The sequence below is a fragment of the Paraburkholderia sp. BCC1876 genome, from assembly GCF_902833695.1.
Taxonomy (GTDB): domain Bacteria; phylum Pseudomonadota; class Gammaproteobacteria; order Burkholderiales; family Burkholderiaceae; genus Paraburkholderia.
Genome location: NZ_CADFGI010000005.1, coordinates 270,104 through 288,531, shown reverse-complemented (window position 1 = coordinate 288,531; position 18,428 = coordinate 270,104). Strand labels below are relative to the sequence as shown.

Here is an 18,428-nt window from a genome sequence, read left to right as displayed (position 1 = left end):
CGTTCTCGCCGGGCAAGGACTACTGAGGCAGCTACTGAGGCGCGCCGCGCCCGGCCGTCTCCAGAATGGGCAACACCTCGCTGGCCCATTCGAGCCAACCCTGTTCCGTCATGATGCCGCCGCGCAAGACCGCGTGCTGCAGCTTCTGCGCGATCGGCATATCGCTCGCCGCAAAGTCGCGCTGTTCGATCTCGAGATAGGTGTCCAGCTTGGCCCGATGCTCGGCGATGAGCCGGCGCAATTCCCGCTCCACGCCATGCGGGCCGATGACGGATTCCGCCCTGAGCTTGATCAGCAGGGCGCGGCTTGCGTCGCCGTCCGTCGTGGGCTCCGACACCCAGCGCGCCAGTTCGTCCTGCCCCGGCGCCAGCACCTGGTACAGCCGCCGGCGGCGCTTGCCGCCATCTTCGTCGTCGCTCGCGACGATCCAGCCCGCCTCGGCCATCCGCCCAAGTTCGCGATAAATCTGCTGATGACTGGCATGCCAGAAATAGCCGATCGATTTGTCGAAGCGCCGCGCAAGGTCGTAGCCGCTGGAAGGCTTTTCCAGCAGCGAAGTGAGGAGGGCGTGTTGAATGGACATGGGCGCCATTTTAGCGGCTGCCGTCCAGGTCGTAAAACTTTATGCACTCAGTTGCATATCGGTCGACATGTCGCTATTCTTTATGCAACTAGTTGCGTATTGATGAACGCCTATACCAAGGAGACCGACGTGGAAGCACACCCCTTATCCGAAGCCGCGCAGCGCACGCTGTCGGCCTGGCACGACCTTCTGCAACGGAGTGCGATGGACGAACTGGACCCGCTGCTAGCCGACAGCATCGTGTTCCGCTCGCCGGTTGCGCACACGTCCTATCCGGGCAAAGCGGCCATCCGGCTGATATTGACAACGGTCAACGGCGTGTTCCGCCAATTCGAGTACCACCGCCGTTTCGTCAGCGAAGACGGGCGCAGCGTGGTGCTGGAATTCAGCGCCGAAGTCGACGGTAAGTCGCTTAAAGGCATCGACATGCTGCGCTTCGACGAGCACGGCAAGATCGAAGAATTCGAGGTGATGGTGCGTCCCATGAGCGGCTTGCAGGCGCTGGCGGCTCAGATGGGGGCGCAACTGGCGTCCGCCCAGGCCGTGCTGAGCGGCAAGAGCGACGCGGTCTGAGCGGTCGCACTCCCGAGTTGCCGCCGCCGCGGCTTGTTGCCGAACTTGCCACCCAACCCGTCGCCGGTTTTCTGCCGGATCGTTACCGGCAAGCACCGAACATCGTTCTTTCCTTCCAGGAAAACTCATGTCCTTACCCGCCGTACTTAAAGGCCGCCTCGCGCTGCCGATGATCTGCTCGCCGCTGTTCATCATCTCCAACCCCGAGCTCGTGATCGCCCAATGCAAGGCCGGTGTCGTCGGCTCGTTCCCGGCCCTCAACGCCCGGCCTGGACCGGTGCTGGAGGACTGGCTGGCGCGCATCACGAACGAACTGGCCGAGCACGACGCCCGGCATCCGGAGCGGCCGGCCGCGCCGTTCGCGGTCAATCAGATCGTGCATAAGTCGAACAACCGGCTGGAGCATGACCTCGAGCTGTGCGCCAGATACAAGGTGCCGATCACCATCACGTCGCTCGGCGCGCGCGAGGACGTGAACCGTTCGGTGCACGCGTACGGCGGCATCGTGTTGCACGACGTGATCGACAACACGTTCGCGAAGAAAGCGATCGACAAAGGCGCGGACGGCCTGATCGCGGTCGCCGCGGGAGCCGGCGGACATGCCGGCCGGTTGTCGCCGTTTGCGCTGCTGCACGAGATCCGCGAATGGTTCGACGGCCCGTTGGCGCTGTCCGGCGCCATCGCCAGCGGCGATGCGATCCTGGCCGCGCAGGCGGCCGGCGCCGACCTGGCCTATATCGGCTCGGCCTTTATCGCCACGTCGGAAGCCAATGCGGATGAGCGCTACAAGCAGATGATTGTGGACAGCACGGCCGCTGACATCGTGTATTCCAATCTGTTCACCGGCGTGCATGGCAACTATCTGCGTCACAGTATCGCCAACGCCGGGCTCGATCCGGATGCGCTGCCGGAGTCCGATCCTTCCAGCATGAACTTCAGCGCCGAGAACATCAGCAAGGCCAAGGCATGGCGCGACATCTGGGGCGCTGGTCAGGGCGTGGGGGCGGTCAAGCGGATCATGCCCGCAGCGGAACTGGTGGCGCGTTTCGTCGATGAATACCAGGCCGCGCGCGATCGTCTGGAGCTCGCTGCCGGGCTGGTCCGCGCCCTCTGAGGGGAGCAGAAAGAAAAAAACGCCCCGTAGGGCGTTTTTCTGAATCTCGAACCGGCAAGGCGCTTGCGCTCCTCGCCGGCAAGACCCGCTTAGAACTTGTGACGGATACCGACGCGGAACGCCAGTTGGTTGTCAGCCGTGCCCGAGTTACCGAAGTAGCTCGTGCTCGAACCGATCTGTGCTGCCAGATTCGACGAACCGACGCGGCCCGAAGCGATCTGGTAGATGCCCAGTGCGTACACGTCCGTGCGCTTGCTCAGCGCGTAGTCGAGGCTCAGGTCGCCCTGGTTGAAGTGACCCGTGTTCGAGCCGCTCAGGTGCATGTACGTGTAGCCCGCGCCTGCCGTCAGAGCCGGCGTGAAGGCGTACTTCGCGCCTGCTTCATACGCTGCGAACGTCGTCGACGCGCCCGTGATCGGCGAGAAGTGCGTGTTCGTGTACAACGCCCACAGCGTCGCTGCGCCGATCGAGTAACGGCCGCCAACGCCGAACGTACGCAGATCGCGCACGGTGTTGAGCGTCAGGTTCGAGATAGCCGTCGAGAAGGCCGGCGATGCCTGGCCCGGGTAACGGATGTCCGTGTACGCTGCGCCGACGCCGAACGGGCCGTTTGCGTAGTTCACGCCGAAGCTGTAAGCACGCGACGAACCTGCCACCGATGCCGTTGCCGGTCCGGTTGCCGGTGCGCCTGCAAATGCGCCAGCCTGGTTCGAGAAGCCGTACATCGCGCCGAAGGTCAGGCCCGCGAAATTCGCGCTGCTGAACTTGACTGCGTTGTTGATACGGCTCGACGTCAGTTGGTCGATGTCGTTGATGTGGTAAGCGTAGTTACCCGCGACGGTCTGGCCGCCGGTCGAGTAGTTGCCACCCAGATAGTCGGTCGAGAACGAGTACTGGCGACCGAACGTCACCGAACCGACGTTGTTCTGCGACAGACCGACATAAGCTTGACGGCCGAACAACGCGCCGCCCTGGCCGAGCGTGCCGTTGCCGCTGTTGAAGCCGCTTTCCAGCACGAACAGTGCCTTCAGGCCGCCACCCAGATCTTCGGTGCCGCGCAGGCCCCAACGGCTGCCTTGAGCGACGCCGTCGTCGTACTTGACGAGCTTGTCGTGACCGCTTGCGGTCTTCGAGTTGTTGGCGTAGCTGATACCTGCGTCGATCAGGCCGTACAGCGTGACGCTGCTTTGTGCGTGAGCGGCGGAAGCGAAGACTGCGAGCGTAGCGGCGGCAAATACTTTCTTGTTCAAGACTTTCTCCGGATAAAAAATTGAGCAGATCGTCAGCCCAGCTCTTTGGCAAGGTCGTGCGATGGGCCGAAATTTAAGGGAACGCAGAGTAAGGTATGTGACAGCTTCGCTTATTTTTGAAATCTGTAGCGCCGGCGCGACACTCACATAGCTTTGCGCGGCGAATTCGCGCAAGCCCCGCCGCATATAAGCTTTTTCACTTTCCGCCATCTAAGCGTGTGAAAAACGATTGGTTTTCCGGGGCGATTAGCGCATGCGACGATGCGCCCCTACCAATCACATTGCTTGTGGGGAAAACGTATGCAACGCCGGACAATCATCCAGAATCTGCTCGCAATCGCCGCTATTTCGCTGACGGCAACGTTCGCGCACGCCGCGGACAAGGAACTCCGGATCGGCACGATGAGCGGCCCGGATGCGCAGATCTGGTCGGTCGTGACTAAAGTCGCGGCGCGCGAAGGCCTGAACGTGAAGGTGATCGAGTTCAACGACTACGTGCAGCCGAACGCCGCGCTCGACTCCGGCGATCTCGACGCCAACGGTTTTCAGCATCAGCCGTTTCTGGACAGCCAGATCAGGCAGCGCGGCTACAAGATCGTCAACGTCGGCCTGACCTATGTCTCGCCGATGGGCTTCTATTCGAAGAAACTGAAGTCGCTCAAGGACTTGCCGGAAGGCGCGAAGGTCGGCATCCAGAACGATCCGTCGAACGGCAACCGCGCGTTGCTGCTGTTGCAGAAGTACGGCGTGATCAAGCTGAAGCCGGGCGTCGGCACGAACGGCGTCAACGCAACGCCGCTCGACGTCGCCGGGAATCCGAAGAAGATCAGGCTGGTGGAACTGGATGCCGCGCAACTGCCGCGCGCGCTCGACGACCTCGACGCGGCGTCGATCAACACCGACTACGCGGTCAAGGCCGGCCTGCAGCCGACCAAAGACGCGATCGCGATCGAAGACCTGAAGGGCCCATACGCGAATCTGATCGCGGTGCGTGTGCAGGACCGCAATCAGCCGTGGGTGAAAAAGCTGGTCGCGGCGTATGAGTCGGATGAAGTGCGCAAATACATCGACACGCAGTTCAAAGGCGCGATTATTCCGGCGTTCTGAGCTTAATTGCTCAGCAACGAGCCGCTTCTGAACGCCTTCGCCCCGGCAATCCGCGCGAACTCCAGCCCGGCCGTCGCGAAACGCGTCAGATGTCGTGCGTACAGCACGCCGGCCACGCTGCTTTTCAACGTGACGACGCGATCCGTCAGCGGGTCGACGATGTCGGCGATTTCATGGCCGGCGTCGACCCAGGTGCCGACTTCGCAGCGGTACACCAGCACGCCGCTGATCGGCGCGACGATCGGCTCGGCGCCGGCCAGCGGCGTGGCGGCGAATTCGAGCGGCGGCAGCGGGGCGGCCGTGCCGTCGATCACGCCGCGCGAGGTCAGATACTCGACGATCGCCTGCGCGTCGCGCTCGGCATACTCGTACGACACCTCACGCTGGCCGCGCAGTTCGATCGTGACCGAGATCGAGCCGTTCGGAATCGGGAAGCGCTCGCCGAAACGGCCGCGCAGATCCGACCAGCAGAAGCTGTGAATTTCGTCGAACGGATTGCCCACCGAATTGAGCGCCAGCAGCGAGGCCTTCGCGTCCAGATAGCGCGCGAGCGGCTCGACTTCCGGCCACAAGTCGGGGTTCGTGTAGAGGTGCAGCGCGGCTTCCCAGTCGCAATGCAGATCGAGCACGACGTCGGCGTCGTACGAGAGCTTTTGCAGCGCCAGACGTTGCGATTCGAGTTCGGTTTCGGGCTTTTGCGCGTCGAGCGCTTCACGCATGGCCGTGCGGATGGCGCTGCGGTTCGCGTCGATGTCGTCGGTGAGGCGCGCCTCGATCACCGGCTGCACTAGCGCCGACAGATCGTGGAAATTGCGGTTGAAGTTCTGCGCGGTGTTGGTTTCGAAGCGGCCGGTCAGGTGGCCGAGAAAATGCTGATTCAGGCCGATCGGGTTGGCCACCGGCACGATCACGACTTCGCCGCGCACCTTGCCGGCGGCTTCCAGCGCGGCCAGCTTGCGGCGCAGTTCCCACGACACCAGCATGCCGGGCAACTCGTCGGCGTGCAGCGACGACTGGATATAAATCTTCTGCCCGCCGCCGGAACCGTAATGAAAACTCGTCAGGTTACGGGCAGTGCCGAGCGTCGGGGCAATCAGCGGATGGGTTTGGGTTTGCATGGTCTTCGGAGTCGCGGGCAAGCGGGGCGTGCCGCGCTATGTCGTTGATTTCAGTGGGAAAGCAGGTTGGGTGGCAACGCAAAAGCAGGGCGGAGGCGGCGCGTATGGCGCGCCTCGACCGCACGATCTTAGCCGATCCGGCGCACGGCGTGGGTCGAGCGGGCGGCACAAACGAAACGGGCCCCGCGTGTGGCGGAGCCCGTTTTATGCAACCCGGCACGCGCGCCGTCAGGCACGCGGAGAGGGCTTAGCTGCCGTACACGTCGAAGTCGAAGTACTTCTTCTCGAGCTTCTTGTACGTACCGTCCTTGATGATGTCGGCGATGGCCTTGTCGACCTTCACCTTCAGATCGGTGTCTTCCTTGCGCATGCCGATGCCTGCGCCGTTGCCGAGGACCTTCTCGTCGACGATGTCCTTGCCTGCGAAGTCGTAGCCGGCGCCGCGCGGCGTCTTCAGGAAGCCGATTTCAGCTTCCACGGCGTCTTGCAGCGACGCGTCCAGACGACCCGACAGCAAGTCGGCGTAGACCTGATCCTGGTTCTGATACGGAACGACCTTCACGCCCTTCGGCTCCCAGTAGGTCTTCGCGTAGGTTTCCTGGATCGTGCCCTGCTCGACGCCCACCGCCTTGCCCTTCAGCGAGTCAGCCGTCGGCATCACGCCCGAACCTTTCTTCGACACGAGGCGCGTCGGCGTGTTGAACAGTTTCGACGAGAACGCGATCTGTTCGGCGCGTTGCGGCGTCATGGACATGGACGACAGCACGCCGTCGAACTTCTTCGCCTTCAGGGCCGGAATCATGCCGTCGAAGTCGTTTTCGACCCACACGCATTTGGCCTTCAGGCGCGTGCAGATTTCATTGCCGAGGTCGATGTCGAAGCCAACGAGCTTGCCATCCGAGCCTTTGGACTCGAACGGGGGATAGCTGGCGTCAACGCCAAAACGGATAGTCGACCAATCTTTAGCGTGTGCGCCAATCGAGACGGTAGCAAGCAGAGCAACCGTCAAAGCCGCTAGCAGTTTTTTCACTGTTTAACTCCTCGGTGTAGTTCAAATACGCCCGTATGCGGTTTTGCCGCGGCGGGCCGCCCGGCGCGACTCACGACCGGGCTTGGGTGGAAGCCGCCAGCCGGGGCGGCCAGCAGCGCGCGCCAAGCTTATCAGTTCAAAAATATTGGGAAGCTAGTGAAACACCGGATGGCGGGTGAGGATAGCTTTTAACGCGAGAATGTGGTGGGGTTTAAAGTGCCGACCGCGCCGCACCAGAGTTCGCCTTTACCCATCATTTCCGCCTCGCGTGCATTCATGCCCGCGCATGCGCCATGCGAGTCCTGCAAGTCCTGCGGATTGGCTGAATCGCGCTGAATACGCGCGAGCGACGCGCGGTTCATTTCGCCTTGCAGCCAGTTTCCAAAACCCATGACCGAGCCGGCCACGACGGCCAGCAACATCCATTCTGTTTTCTTCAAGCGCATTGTGGTTGTCTTGTTCGACGACCCGAAAACCGGTTCGCTTCATGCTTTGCCCTGGCCGTGACCGGCGCGGGACAAGTTAACGTTATCGGCAGCCTCGCCGTTCTTCTTTAAGTATTGCCCCGGTGTAAGCGCGGCCTGCTTGATACCATAATTCATCGGGCATAGTTGTTCTTTCGAATCGCGCTATTAAGCAAACTTGATTACGCCCTGTTACTACGCGCATGCGTTTCAAGCGGCGGGCCGCCAAATTAAAGATTCCGCATAAATCGCCGTTAATGCGGATGTGCCCGTTTGACCGGTCACGCCAGGTTGCCCGTTTTTCCCGACACCGTCGTGGCCGAAAACAAAATTGTATTGCTTTAGCGCTATCATCAATGCTCCTCGCGCTCGCTTCCTGCGGCGCAATGAGCGTATCTGTCTGAAGAAAGTCACCGAACACCACCTGCGCGGATCGCCTCCGCGTGCGGGCGTTCGTCGGCCAGGCCTTCTGCTAAACGGTGTTGTATATGCACAAGATGTTGATGGCAGATGACATGCGCGGTTGTAAACGATTCTTCCCGCGGAGAATCGCGGGCGCTGCAGCCCGCGCGAATGGTTCGCGCGGCCGGGCTTTATCCGTAATGCTGGCGTTTCTGATCGGCGCGGTTTTTTGCTGCGGGCTTTTCTCTGCCGCGCCGGCGCAGGCCGGCGAGAAAATCCTGCGCGTACTGGCGTGGCCCGGTTATGCCGACGACGACGTGGTCAAGACCTTCGAGTCGCGCTACAAGGTCAAGGTGGAAGTGACGCTGGCCGATTCCGACGAAGCGTTGTGGACGCTGATGCACAGCAAGGACACGCCGCCGTTCGACGTGCTCGCCGCCAACACCGCTGAAATCCAGCGCTATACGCGCGCCAATCTGCTGGCGCCGCTCGATCTCGCGAGCCTGCCGAACACGAAACTGCAACTGCCGCGGTTTCAGGCGCGCACGTCGATCGAAGGGCTGACGTCGGCCGGCAAGGTGTACGCGATTCCGTTCACGTATTCGTCGATGGGCCTGATCTACGATCGCAAGCAGATCGCGGTGCCGCCGCATTCCATGCGCGAGTTGTGGAATCCGAAATACCGCGGCAAGGTGCTCGATTTCAACAGCGCGCAGCACAACTTCTCGTTCACCGCGCTGGCGCTTGGTTACACGCATCCGTTTCAGCTCGACGCCACGCAGATTCACACGATCGCGCAGAAGCTGGTCGATCTGCGCCGCAATCTGTTGACCTATTACACGCTGCCCGAAGAAGCGACCGCGGTTTTCATGCAGCACAAGGTCGCGCTGATGTTCGGCAATTACGGCACCCAGCAGGTCGAATTGCTGCGCCGTGCGGGCGCGGACGTAGGCTATGTGATTCCCGACGAAGGTGCGCTCGCGTGGCTCGATTGCTGGTCGATGACGCGTTCGGCGCAGGACCCTTCGCTCGCGCTCGCGTGGATCAACTACATGCTCGAACCCGGCGTGAGCGGCTTGCTCACGCAACGTCAGGGGCTCGCCAATACGTTGAGCGCGCCGGTCGACAATAGCGAAAAAGCGCACATCGTGTGGATCGGACCGGTGGAGGATATTCAGCGTCGCGAGGACCTGTGGGCCCGAATCGTGTCCGGCGACCGGTCGGAGCGTTTCTGATGATACGGCCCGGCCTGACCGTCAAGTTGTCGGTGCTGCTCGCCTGCATCGGCGTGCTCGCGTCCGGCGCGACCGGCTATTACGCGTATCGCGCCAATCGCACGATGCTGGTGAACGAAGCCGGCCACAGTCTGTTGACTTCCACGGAACTGCTCGGTCAGCGCTTTTCCGCCTCGATCGACGACGTCGGCGCCGACGCCCAGGTGCTCGCGAGTTTGCCGTCCGCGGCGGATGTCGCGCAGACCGACGACGGTCTCGGCAAGAATGCGGCGCGCGAGCAATTGGCGCAGGTGTATTCGAGCTTCATGATCCATCATCCGGAGTACCTGCAGATCCGGTTGATCGCGCGGCAGCACTACGGGCTCGAACTGATCCGCTTCGACCGCGACGGCGACGGCCTTGCGCGCGTGCAGGGCAACAGCCTGCAGGAAAAAGGCCAGTTCGCGTATGTGTTCGAGACGCTGGCGTTTTCGCCGGGCCGCATTTACACGTCGCCGATCTCGGTCAATCACGAGTACGGCGCGCATGGCGCGGAAGGCAAACCGACCTTGCGGCTCGGCACGCCGGTCGCGAACGCGAGCGGCGAGGTGGTGGGCGTCGTGGTGATCGACGTCGACCTCGCCGGTTTGCTCAAACGCCTGCAAAGCGATTTGCCGAGCGACTACCAGGTCTATCTCACCAACGAGTGGGGCGATTTTCTGGTTCATCCCGATCCGTCGAAAACCTTCGGCTTCGACCGGGGGCGGCGTGTGCTGATCCAGGACAGCTTCTCCGTCACCAAACCCCTGTTCGTGCAGTCGCAAAGCGAAATCCTCGTCAACGGCCTCGTGAAGCCGAAGCAGGCGGCGGGTCAGGTGCTCGCCTTCGTGCGGCGGCCGTTCGGCGATTCAGCGGGCAACCGCTTTATTGTGCTCGGACTCGCCAAGCCGCTCCAGGACGTGTTGTCCGGCGCGAATCTGCTCGGCGATCGCATTGTTCGTATGGTGCTGGTGTTCAGCGTGCTGGCGCTGGTCCTTGCCGTGCTGTTCGCGCGCGCGCTGACCAAGCCGCTGCATCTGCTCGCGCACGCGGCGACGCATCTGTTCGCCGAACATGCCATGGAAACGTTGCCGCTCAAACGGACCGACGAGATCGGCGTGCTGGCGCGCTGCTTCGATCGTCTGCGCCGCGAAATCAAATCGCAGATGGACGTGCTGCACACCAAGCAACGCGAGCTCGTGCATCTGGCAACGCACGACGGGCTCACCGGCTTGCCGAACCGCATGCTGTTCATGCAGAAGCTCGAAAGTGCGATCGACGAAGCCACGCGACGTCAGGAGGGCCTGGCGGTGCTGTTCGTCGACCTCGACCGCTTCAAGCAGATCAACGACCAGTTCGGCCATGCGATCGGTGACAAGGTGCTGGCCGCGGTGGCGCGCCGCCTCAAGCAGGTGCTCTGTTCCGCCGACGTGGTGGCGCGACTCGGCGGCGACGAGTTCATCGTGCTGATCGAGGGGCCGCGTTCCGCGGAAGCGGCGCCGGCGATCGCGTCGCGCATCATGGACACGCTGAACGAAACGCTCGTGATGGACGGGCAAAGCATGAACGTGGGCGCGAGCATCGGCATCAGCCAGTTCCCGGACGACAGCGGCACGGCGGAAGAGCTGCTGCTGAACGCCGACGCGGCCATGTATGCGGCCAAATCCGGCGGACGGTGCGCGTATTTGCTCTATCACGATCTGCTTGAAATACGTCGGCGCGAACAGCGCGCCCAGCAGGAAGCGGCACAGGCGAGGGCGGGTAAAGACGCAACGGCCGGCCGCGAGGCCGAGCCGATGGCCTGACGGACGACCTGCCGTGCGTCGTGCCGCGTCTTCGTTAGCGGCTTGCCTTGCACGCCGCTAACGAACGCCTTGCGCGATCCTTCACGCGCGTCGCTTCGCCGGATTTCCCTCTCTCCGACCCGCGCCAGACGGCGCTTTCATCAGACCATTGCGCCTCAAAAACACGAGGCAAGTTTGCCTCCATCGTCGCTTCGGCGAGCGCTCGAGCAATCGTTTGCGCCGATCTTGAGGCAAGTATTTTTCATTTCACTGGAAGCGTTTTCGTCGTCTCAACTTTCGTCGCGGGCTTGCCGACAACGTCGTTATGGCAACAGGATTGACTGGAGATTTTCCGTGAAGCGACAGGTTTGTTTCTTGGTGGCTGCACTGGCGCTCGCCGGTTGCGCGCAGATGCCGCCGTCGACAGCGGCGCATCCGGACAAGGCGCCGAACGAAGTGATCAGTTTCGACATTCCGCCGGACGCACTGGGCGCACGCGATCCGCAACTCACCGCCGTGCTGGCCAAAGCCGGCGCGCTGGCCGCCGCGCAGCCGCAGCCGACGGTCGTGCTCGTCACCGCGTTGGGACAGGATTTCGGCTATCTGAATCAGGCGGTCTGGAAAGGCGTGCCCGCGCAACGCACCGCGCGGGTGAACTTCGAGAACCGGACGGCCGGCTTGGGGCAGCCGTATAGCGTGTCGATCAGGACGGTTCAATGAACGCGCACCTCGTGATCGCTCGCAGCGCATTGCTTACCCTGACCGCACTGCTGGCCGCATCGGCGTTCGCGGGTCAACCGGGTGCGGATCTGCAGTCCGCCGCCGCGTTCCCGCCCGCAGCGGACAAGGTTTATCCGCCGTTGCCGTCGCTCGCCATGCTACCGCCGCCGAGTGCGACCGATGACGACGCCGCGCCGCTCAAACCGACGCCGCATCGCAAGAAATCGCGCGTGTCCGCCCAGATGCAGGAGCGCCGCACGCCGCCGGCGCCGGTGGTGCGGCTGATCGTGTCCGACGCGTCGCACGCGTATCTCGACACCGTACAGCGCCAGATCGATCTGGCCATGAACAAATAGCGCGGCAAGCAGGACCACACACCACGCCGCTTTCACCTCTTTATCGCTCTCGAGCGGAAGGATGAAGCATGTCCTTGAAAATCTTCTTTGCCGCGTTCGCCTGCTGGATGGCGTGCGGTACAGCACAAGCAGCCGATGACTGCTTCAACGAAGCCGCGGCTTATCAAGGCGTCAACCCGTGGGTGCTGCGTGCGCTCGCGTGGTACGAATCGAAGGGCGACCCGAGCGCGATCCGGCGCAACGCCAATGGATCGATCGACGTTGGCCAGTTGCAGATCAACTCGATCCACTTCGGCGATCTCGCGCGCGAAGGGGTGCCGCATCGCGCGCTGATCGATCCGTGCGTGAACGTCTACGTCGCGGCCTGGCTGCTGAAACAGAAGATGGTCAAGCACGGCAACACGTGGCGCGCGATCGGCGCCTACCACTCGGAAACGCCGAGAGAGCGGGACGCCTACGCACGCAGTATCCAGAAGGTGCTGGTGGCGTGGGGGCAACTGTAGTCGGATCGCCAGGCCGTTTTTCCCACGCCCGCACGCACACTCAATCTCAAGCCCGCACCTAGACGATCCGTGCGCCGCCGCGATACGTGGCGCGCGGCACCGGCAGCGTGTCGAGCATCGTCACCCGCACGAAGTCGGCACGCAGGCCCGCTTCGATCGCGCCGCGGTCATGCAAGCCGGCCGTGCGCGCCGGTTCGGCGGAGACTGTTGCCATCGCGCGCGGCAGCGTCCAGTCCGCTTTCGCGACCAGTTCGAACACGGCGGTCAGCAAACTCGACGGCACGTAATCCGACGACAGGATATCGAGTAGATTCGCCTCGGCCAGTTCGAGCGCCGACACGTTGCCCGAATGCGAGCCGCCACGCACGATATTCGGTGCGCCCATGATGGTCGAAATGCCGTGCTCGCGCGCGGCCTCCGCAGCCACGCGAGTGGTCGGGAATTCGGCCAGCACGATCCCTTCGGCGCGCGCCTGTTCGACGTGTTCGACCAGCGTGTCGTCATGGCTCGCCACCGGAATGCCGAGCCGGTTGCAACGTTCGACGATCTCGCGGCGGTGCGCGTCGGCGTAACGGGCCTGTTCGATCGACAACTCGGTCAGCGCGGTCGCGACATGTTCGTCGCTCAGCTTGCCGTTGCGCTCCTGAAAACGGCGCCATTGCTCGCGGTCGTGCCACTGGCGCTGACCCGGCGTATGGTCCATCACCGAGGCGAGTCGCAGCAGCGGATGCGCGCACAACGAATCGAACAGTTCGACTACGTCGGCGGTGGCGATTTCGCAGCGCAGATGCAGAAAGTGTTCAGCGCGCAGCAGGTTGCGTTCGGACAGGCGCGTGAGCGATTCGGCGCATTGCGTTTGCACGTCGCGGCCGCGCAGCCCCACGTTCGAGCGCGAACCGATTGCGAGCGCATCGAACACGGTGGTGATGCCGGCGGCGGCCACCTGCGCATCGTGAATCACGAACGCGGCGTCGGTATTCCATTGCACGCCGGGACGCGGCGCGAGATGTTTCTCGAGATTGTCCGTGTGCAATTCGATCAGGCCGGGCAACAGATAGTCGCCGTCCCAATCCTGCGCTTCGCGCGCCGCGGTCGTGCCGCGCTCGACGTCGCGAATCACGCCGTCTTCGACGTGTACCACGCCGGTGAATATTTCATCTCGCGTCACGATGCGAGCGTTTCTGATCAACATCGACTTGCTCCGTAGTCAGTCAGACTGGAATGGTGCGACTGGGTGGGTGGTTCAGTGTAATGCACGTTTCTCATGCCGTACGGCGCAGATCGATCCGCTCAATGACGCAGCGGCGGCCTCAGTTCGAGCCGGCGCGTCGCCACCTTGTTGCGCGTATCTTCGTCGTGAAAGATGCCGACGATCGCCGCGCCGCGTTCGCGCGCTTCGACGATCAGATCGGCAACCACGTCGCGGTTCTCCGCGTCGAGCGAAGCGGTCGGTTCGTCGAGCAGCAGCAGCGGGTGGCCGGCGATCAGGCCGCGCGCAATATTCACGCGCTGTTGCTCGCCGCCCGAGAAGGTGGCGGGCGCCAGCGTCCACAGCCGCTCCGGCACGTTCAATCGCGCCAGCAACGCCGCGGCCCGCGTGCGGGCTTCGTCTTCGGCAACGCCACGCGACAGCAGCGGTTCGGCGACGAGCGTGAGCGTCGGCACACGCGGAATCACGCGCAGAAACTGGCTGACGTAGCCGACTACGCCGCGCCGCAGTCGCAGCACGTCGTGCGGCTCGGCGCCGGTGATCGACACGGCGCGGCCGTCGTCCGCGGCGTCGCGAATCTCGATCGAACCGGTGCTCGCGAGGTAGTTGCCGTACAGGCAGCGCAGCAGCGTGCTTTTGCCTGCGCCCGATGGGCCGACCAGCACCACGCATTCGCCGCGCTCCACGTCGAGCGACACGCCCGCGAGCGCTTCGATCTGCACGCCGCCCTGGCCATGCAACGTAAAGGTCTTGCCGATGCCGACCGCGCGCAGCATCAGCGCGGCGTTGTCGGCGAATGCGTGCCCGGCGGCGTGGATCGGATTGGCGGTATCAATGGATTGCATCATGAGCCTCAAACCGGCAGAACCGAGGAAACCAGCGTTTGCGTGTACGGGTGCTGCGGATCGTCGAGCACCTGATCGGTCAGACCCGCTTCGACCACTTCGCCGCCTTGCATCACCATCAGCCGATGCGCGAGCAAACGCGCCACGCCGATATCGTGCGTGACGATCAGCACCGACAGATGCAGCGTGGAGGTCAGCGTGCGCAGCAGATCGAGCAGGCGTGCCTGCACCGAGACGTCGAGACCGGCGGTGGGTTCGTCCATGAACACGAGCCGCGGACTGGTCACGAGATTGCGCGCAATCTGCAAACGCTGCTGCATGCCGCCTGAAAACGCGGCCGGAAATTCGTCGATCCGCGACGCGTCGAGTTCGACGCGCTCCATCCACTGCGTGGCCGCGTAGCGAATATCGCCGTAGTGGCGTGCGCCGACAGCCATCAGCGGCTCGCCGATATTCGCGCCGGCCGAGACGCCGCTACGCAGTCCGTCGCGCGGATTCTGCTGCACGAAGCCCCACTCGGTGCGCATCAGCATCCGCCGGCGCGGTTCGGACAGCGTCAGCAGGTCGAGTTTTTCCCCATGCGAGGCGGTGTAGTGCAGCGCGCCGCTGTCGGATTCGGTTTTCAACGCGAGCGCATTCAGCAACGTGGTCTTGCCCGAACCGGATTCGCCGACGATGCACAACACCTCGCCCGGATACAGATCGAAGCTGACGTTCCTGCAGCCGTTGCGGCCGCCGTATTGTTTGGTGAGCGCACGGGCGCTCAGCAGCGGCGTCATGCTGCTTCTCCTTTAGCGGTGGGGCGCGACGACGGATCGAATTCGGCGTCGCCGCGGCGTTCGTGGCAGTAGTCGCTATCGGAGCAGACGAACAGGCGTTGGCCCGCGTCGTCGACGATCATTTCGTCGAGGAAACTTTCCGTCGAACCGCACAGCGCGCACGCGTGCTGCCACTTCTGTATTTCGAACGGGTGATCGTCGAAGTCGAGGCTGCGCACCGGCGTATAAGGCGGAATCGCATGAATGCGCCGCTCGCGGCCGGCGCCGAACAATTGCAGCGCGGGGTTCATATGCATCTTCGGATTGTCGAACTTCGGAATCGGCGACGGTGACGCCAGATAGCGATGATTGACGATCACCGGATAGTCGTACGTGGTGGCGATATTGCCGTGATGCACGATGTCCTCGTACAGCTTCACGCTCATCAGACCGTAGTCCGCGAGCGCATGCAGCTTCTTGCTTTCCGCCACGCGCGGTTCGAGTCGGAACAGCGGCTCGGGCATCGGCACCTGGTAGACCAGAATCTGTTTGTCGGTGAGCGGAGCTTCCGGAATGCGGTGGCGCGTCTGGATGATGGTTGCTTCGACGGTGCGGCGCGTGGTCGCCACGCCGGTGGTGCGCGCGAAAAAGCGGCGGATGTTGACCGCGTTGGTGGTTTCGTCGGAACCCTGATCGATTACCTTCAGCGTGTCGTTACGGCCGATAATCGCCGCGGTGACCTGAATGCCGCCCGTGCCCCAGCCGAACGGCAGCGGCATTTCACGCGAGGCGAACGGCACCTGGTAACCCGGTACGGCGACCGCTTTGAGCAACGCGCGGCGCAGCATGCGTTTGGTCTGCTCGTCGAGGTAGGCGAAGTTGTAGCCGTCCGCGGCGGCGTCGTACGACGGAGTGGGAGGCGGGGTAATAAGCGGTGTAATAAGCGGTGTAGCGGCTGCGGTCATGCTGCCTGCTCCTGCTGATCGTGATCCGTTTGCTGGGGCGTGGTTTGGCTCTCGCTGTCGCTTTCGCTTGCGCCGCGATTCTGCGTGGCGTTCTGCGCGACGTGTTGTGCGCGCAAGCGCCGCACGAGTTCCAGCTCCGATTGAAAGTCGACGTAGTGCGGCAGCTTCAGATGCTGAACGAAGCCCGATGCCTCGACGCTATCGCTATGCGACAGCATGAATTCGATGTCCTGCGTGGGCGAGGCCAGCGTTTCACCGAGTTCTTCAGCGCGCAGCGCGCGATCCACCAAAGCCATGGCCATCGCCTTGCGCTCCGAGTGACCGAACGCGAGACCGTAGCCCTGCGTGAAAGTGGGCGGCACCGCGCCGCTGCCGGCGAACTGGTTGATCATCTGGCATTCGGTGATGTCGATTTCACCGATGTCGACGGTCTCGCCCAACTCGTCGAGTTCCATTTCGACCGAGATCGTGCCGAAGCGGATCTCGCCGGCAAACGGATGCGAGTTCGCGTAGCCGCGTTGCGTGGCGTAACCCATGGCGAGCAGAAAACCTTCGTCGCCGCGCGCGAGATTTTGCAAACGCGTGGCGCGACTCGCCGGAAAAGCGAGCGGTTCGCGCGACAGATCGCCGGGCTCCGGCGCGTTCGGCGCGGGACGTTCCTGTTCGATCAGCCCTTCCTTGTCGAGTAGCGTGACGACGCGCGGCATGGCTTCGGCGGCGACCGGTGCGGCGCGCTTCGTCGACGAGTCGGTCGGTGTGCCGCTTGCGTCGGCATCGCCTTCGGCGAGCAACGCGAAGTCCAGCAGACGCTGCGTGTAATCGTAAGTCGCGCCGAGCAACTGACCGCCCGGAACATCCTTGAAGGTCGCCGAGATACGGCGCTCCACCTGCATGGCTTCGGTATCGATGGGCTGCGTATAACCGAAACGCGGCAATGTAGTGCGATAGGCGCGCAGCAGGAAGATCGCTTCCACCAGATCGCCGGCCGCCTGCTTGATCGCGAGCGCGGCGAGTTCTTCGTCGTAGACCGAGCCTTCGGTCATCACGCGCGCGACCGCCAGACGCAATTGTTCGCGAATCTGCGCGACGCTGAGTTCGGCCAGTTGCGTGTCGCCACGGCGCTCTTTGTCGAGCAGGCGCCACGACGCTTCGATCGCCCGTTCTCCACCTTTGACGGCAACGTACATCAGTTCACCTTCGCTTGAGTTGTGCGGGGCAGGCCGATCAGCGTGTCGCCGCAGACGAGATAACAATCGACACCGCACGGAAACAGCGGCGCGAGCGCGGCGCGTTCGCGCCAGAAGTGTTCGGGCAAGCCGACCGGTGCGATCGTCTCGCTGTGCTGAATGCCGGGACCGCTCAGCACGATCGGCGCACCGCCGGTCAGCGCGTCGACACGGATCAGCAGCGTGACCGCCTGCTCGGGCGATTCCGCGGCGCCGAGCGCGAAGGTCTCGAGCGGCGGCAAGGTGGCGGCGTCGTGGATATAAGCGAACGCGGCCTCAGCGGGATCGTTCGCCAGCGGCGCGCCGGTATGAAAGCGCAACGCCGAACTGAGCGCCGTGTCGGTTTGCGCAAGCCACACCGGCGTGGCGTAGTCGCACAACGCGAGCAAGGCGGCAAACGCGGCGAGGTCGGCGCGCGTGGCAAGCGTGCCACTTACGGCCGGCAACACGTTCTCGACGACGCCGACCGTGCCCGGCCGCGACAACGCGTCGAGCAAGGTGCGGAACACCGCCTGAGTGTCATGCACCGGATCGGCGAAACCCGGCGTGAGCGTGGACAAGGCAATCGGTGAGTTTTCCATTAGTCGCCCCGGACCATCGTGAAGAATTCGACGCGCGTGGCCGCGACGTCCTTGCGCCGCGCGTCGCGTTGTGCGGCCTGTTGAGTGGCAAACGGCCCGATTAGTTGCTCATGCAAGGCCGCGTGATGCTCGGGCATTTGCAGTAATGCGTCCGCCAGCGCGGCGAGTTCGGCGCGGCGGCGATCGCGGCCCAGATGGCAGGCAACGCCGACCGTGGCAACGGCGCCTTCGGCCACCCGCAAACGCAACGTGGCGCGCGTGACCGTGGCCTCGCCGAGATTGAACGGATCGCCGCTGCCGCCCACGCGTCCCCGCACCATGGCGAGGCCGATTTCAGGTGGTCGCAGCCAGTCGTAAGCGGGAGGGGGGGCGTCGTTCAGCGCGTGCTGCAGCGCGGCTTCGAGATCGGCGCGCGGCGTGCGGGCGAGGACGGCCATCCAGGCGCGCCGGACCGATGAAGGCGCAGAGGAAGAGGGCGAGACGGAAGGGGCACTCATCGAAGTTCCTGTTGATCCAGCGAGTCAACATTTGACCATCTATTCATCTAAACGTCTAGACGTTTAGGGGTATGCTCGTCGAGCCGTGT

At 63.4% G+C, this 18,428-nt stretch carries 20 protein-coding genes; 8 read left to right on the top strand and 12 right to left on the bottom strand.

Features of this window, described 5'->3' with window-relative positions; genetic code table 11:
• Window positions 1-31 precede the first annotated feature (31 nt).
• Window positions 32-583 (bottom strand): PadR family transcriptional regulator, encoded by a 552-nt coding sequence (locus HWY05_RS20260; protein ID WP_176059577.1) that lies wholly within the window; start codon window positions 581-583, stop codon window positions 32-34.
• 102 nt (window positions 584-685) lie between these two features.
• Between HWY05_RS20260 and HWY05_RS20255 the strand changes: the two genes are divergently transcribed.
• A complete protein-coding gene (locus HWY05_RS20255; protein ID WP_176059367.1) occupies window positions 686-1,156 on the top strand; it encodes a nuclear transport factor 2 family protein in 471 nt (156 codons plus the stop codon).
• A 127-nt stretch (window positions 1,157-1,283) separates the two neighbouring features.
• Entirely contained in the window at window positions 1,284-2,270 is a 987-nt protein-coding gene (locus HWY05_RS20250; RefSeq protein ID WP_176059366.1) for a nitronate monooxygenase family protein, read from the top strand.
• An 89-nt stretch (window positions 2,271-2,359) separates the two neighbouring features.
• Here HWY05_RS20250 and HWY05_RS20245 read toward each other — a convergent pair whose 3' ends face one another.
• Complete coding sequence (locus HWY05_RS20245; protein ID WP_035555975.1) at window positions 2,360-3,520, bottom strand: porin; 1,161 nt, start codon at window positions 3,518-3,520, stop codon at window positions 2,360-2,362.
• A 300-nt stretch (window positions 3,521-3,820) separates the two neighbouring features.
• On the opposite strand from HWY05_RS20245, the gene HWY05_RS20240 reads away from it, so the two are divergent.
• Window positions 3,821-4,627 carry a MetQ/NlpA family ABC transporter substrate-binding protein gene (locus HWY05_RS20240; RefSeq protein ID WP_176059365.1) on the top strand — a complete coding sequence of 269 codons (807 nt, stop codon included), beginning with the start codon at window positions 3,821-3,823 and terminating at the stop codon, window positions 4,625-4,627.
• Between the two features lie 2 nt (window positions 4,628-4,629).
• Here the strand turns inward: HWY05_RS20240 and HWY05_RS20235 are convergent, their stop codons facing one another.
• The 3 genes from HWY05_RS20235 to HWY05_RS20225 all read right to left on the bottom strand — a co-directional run bounded on the left by HWY05_RS20235 (window position 4,630) and on the right by HWY05_RS20225 (window position 7,221).
• Window positions 4,630-5,745: a succinylglutamate desuccinylase/aspartoacylase family protein gene (locus HWY05_RS20235; RefSeq protein ID WP_035555979.1), complete on the bottom strand. Its 1,116-nt coding sequence runs from the start codon at window positions 5,743-5,745 to the stop codon at window positions 4,630-4,632.
• A gap of 247 nt (window positions 5,746-5,992) precedes the next feature.
• Window positions 5,993-6,775 carry an ABC transporter substrate-binding protein gene (locus HWY05_RS20230; RefSeq protein ID WP_035555981.1) on the bottom strand — a complete coding sequence of 261 codons (783 nt, stop codon included), beginning with the start codon at window positions 6,773-6,775 and terminating at the stop codon, window positions 5,993-5,995.
• A 188-nt stretch (window positions 6,776-6,963) separates the two neighbouring features.
• The gene (locus HWY05_RS20225; protein ID WP_035555983.1) at window positions 6,964-7,221 is read right to left on the bottom strand and encodes a hypothetical protein; all 258 of its coding nucleotides are present in this window, start codon (window positions 7,219-7,221) and stop codon (window positions 6,964-6,966) included.
• A gap of 620 nt (window positions 7,222-7,841) precedes the next feature.
• Here HWY05_RS20225 and HWY05_RS20220 point away from each other — a divergent pair.
• The 5 genes from HWY05_RS20220 to HWY05_RS20200 all read left to right on the top strand — a co-directional run bounded on the left by HWY05_RS20220 (window position 7,842) and on the right by HWY05_RS20200 (window position 12,257).
• A complete protein-coding gene (locus tag HWY05_RS20220) occupies window positions 7,842-8,876 on the top strand; it encodes an extracellular solute-binding protein (RefSeq protein ID WP_244146655.1) in 1,035 nt (344 codons plus the stop codon).
• Window positions 8,876-10,699: a diguanylate cyclase gene (locus HWY05_RS20215; RefSeq protein WP_035555986.1), complete on the top strand. Its 1,824-nt coding sequence runs from the start codon at window positions 8,876-8,878 to the stop codon at window positions 10,697-10,699. Before HWY05_RS20220 ends, HWY05_RS20215 begins: the two co-directional genes overlap by 1 nt.
• 390 nt (window positions 10,700-11,089) lie before the next feature.
• Window positions 11,090-11,398: a hypothetical protein gene (locus tag HWY05_RS20210; protein ID WP_231585135.1), complete on the top strand. Its 309-nt coding sequence runs from the start codon at window positions 11,090-11,092 to the stop codon at window positions 11,396-11,398.
• Window positions 11,395-11,754 (top strand): hypothetical protein, encoded by a 360-nt coding sequence (locus HWY05_RS20205; RefSeq protein ID WP_035555988.1) that lies wholly within the window; start codon window positions 11,395-11,397, stop codon window positions 11,752-11,754. The genes HWY05_RS20210 and HWY05_RS20205 overlap by 4 nt, the downstream gene beginning before the upstream one ends.
• A 107-nt stretch (window positions 11,755-11,861) precedes the next feature.
• Window positions 11,862-12,257: a lytic transglycosylase domain-containing protein gene (locus HWY05_RS20200; RefSeq protein WP_244146668.1), complete on the top strand. Its 396-nt coding sequence runs from the start codon at window positions 11,862-11,864 to the stop codon at window positions 12,255-12,257.
• A 58-nt stretch (window positions 12,258-12,315) separates the two neighbouring features.
• On the opposite strand, the gene HWY05_RS20195 is transcribed toward HWY05_RS20200, so the two are convergent.
• From HWY05_RS20195 to phnG, 7 genes are all read right to left on the bottom strand, one after another.
• Window positions 12,316-13,449, bottom strand: a complete 1,134-nt coding sequence (locus HWY05_RS20195) for an alpha-D-ribose 1-methylphosphonate 5-triphosphate diphosphatase (RefSeq protein WP_176059362.1) — start codon at window positions 13,447-13,449, stop codon at window positions 12,316-12,318.
• Between the two features lie 98 nt (window positions 13,450-13,547).
• Window positions 13,548-14,312, bottom strand: a complete 765-nt coding sequence (gene phnL, locus HWY05_RS20190) for a phosphonate C-P lyase system protein PhnL (protein WP_176059575.1) — start codon at window positions 14,310-14,312, stop codon at window positions 13,548-13,550.
• 8 nt (window positions 14,313-14,320) lie between these two features.
• Window positions 14,321-15,091 carry a phosphonate C-P lyase system protein PhnK gene (phnK, locus tag HWY05_RS20185; protein ID WP_035555991.1) on the bottom strand — a complete coding sequence of 257 codons (771 nt, stop codon included), beginning with the start codon at window positions 15,089-15,091 and terminating at the stop codon, window positions 14,321-14,323.
• The gene (locus HWY05_RS20180; protein WP_051980701.1) at window positions 15,088-16,035 is read right to left on the bottom strand and encodes an alpha-D-ribose 1-methylphosphonate 5-phosphate C-P-lyase PhnJ; all 948 of its coding nucleotides are present in this window, start codon (window positions 16,033-16,035) and stop codon (window positions 15,088-15,090) included. The genes phnK and HWY05_RS20180 overlap by 4 nt, the downstream gene beginning before the upstream one ends.
• The gene (locus HWY05_RS20175) at window positions 16,032-17,222 is read right to left on the bottom strand and encodes a carbon-phosphorus lyase complex subunit PhnI (protein ID WP_035555994.1); all 1,191 of its coding nucleotides are present in this window, start codon (window positions 17,220-17,222) and stop codon (window positions 16,032-16,034) included. The genes HWY05_RS20180 and HWY05_RS20175 overlap by 4 nt, the downstream gene beginning before the upstream one ends.
• Window positions 17,222-17,842, bottom strand: coding sequence for a phosphonate C-P lyase system protein PhnH (gene phnH / locus HWY05_RS20170; protein ID WP_035555995.1), 621 nt, complete (start codon window positions 17,840-17,842; stop codon window positions 17,222-17,224). Before phnH ends, HWY05_RS20175 begins: the two co-directional genes overlap by 1 nt.
• Window positions 17,842-18,339: a phosphonate C-P lyase system protein PhnG gene (gene phnG, locus HWY05_RS20165; protein ID WP_176059361.1), complete on the bottom strand. Its 498-nt coding sequence runs from the start codon at window positions 18,337-18,339 to the stop codon at window positions 17,842-17,844. The genes phnH and phnG overlap by 1 nt, the downstream gene beginning before the upstream one ends.
• Window positions 18,340-18,428 lie beyond the last annotated feature (89 nt).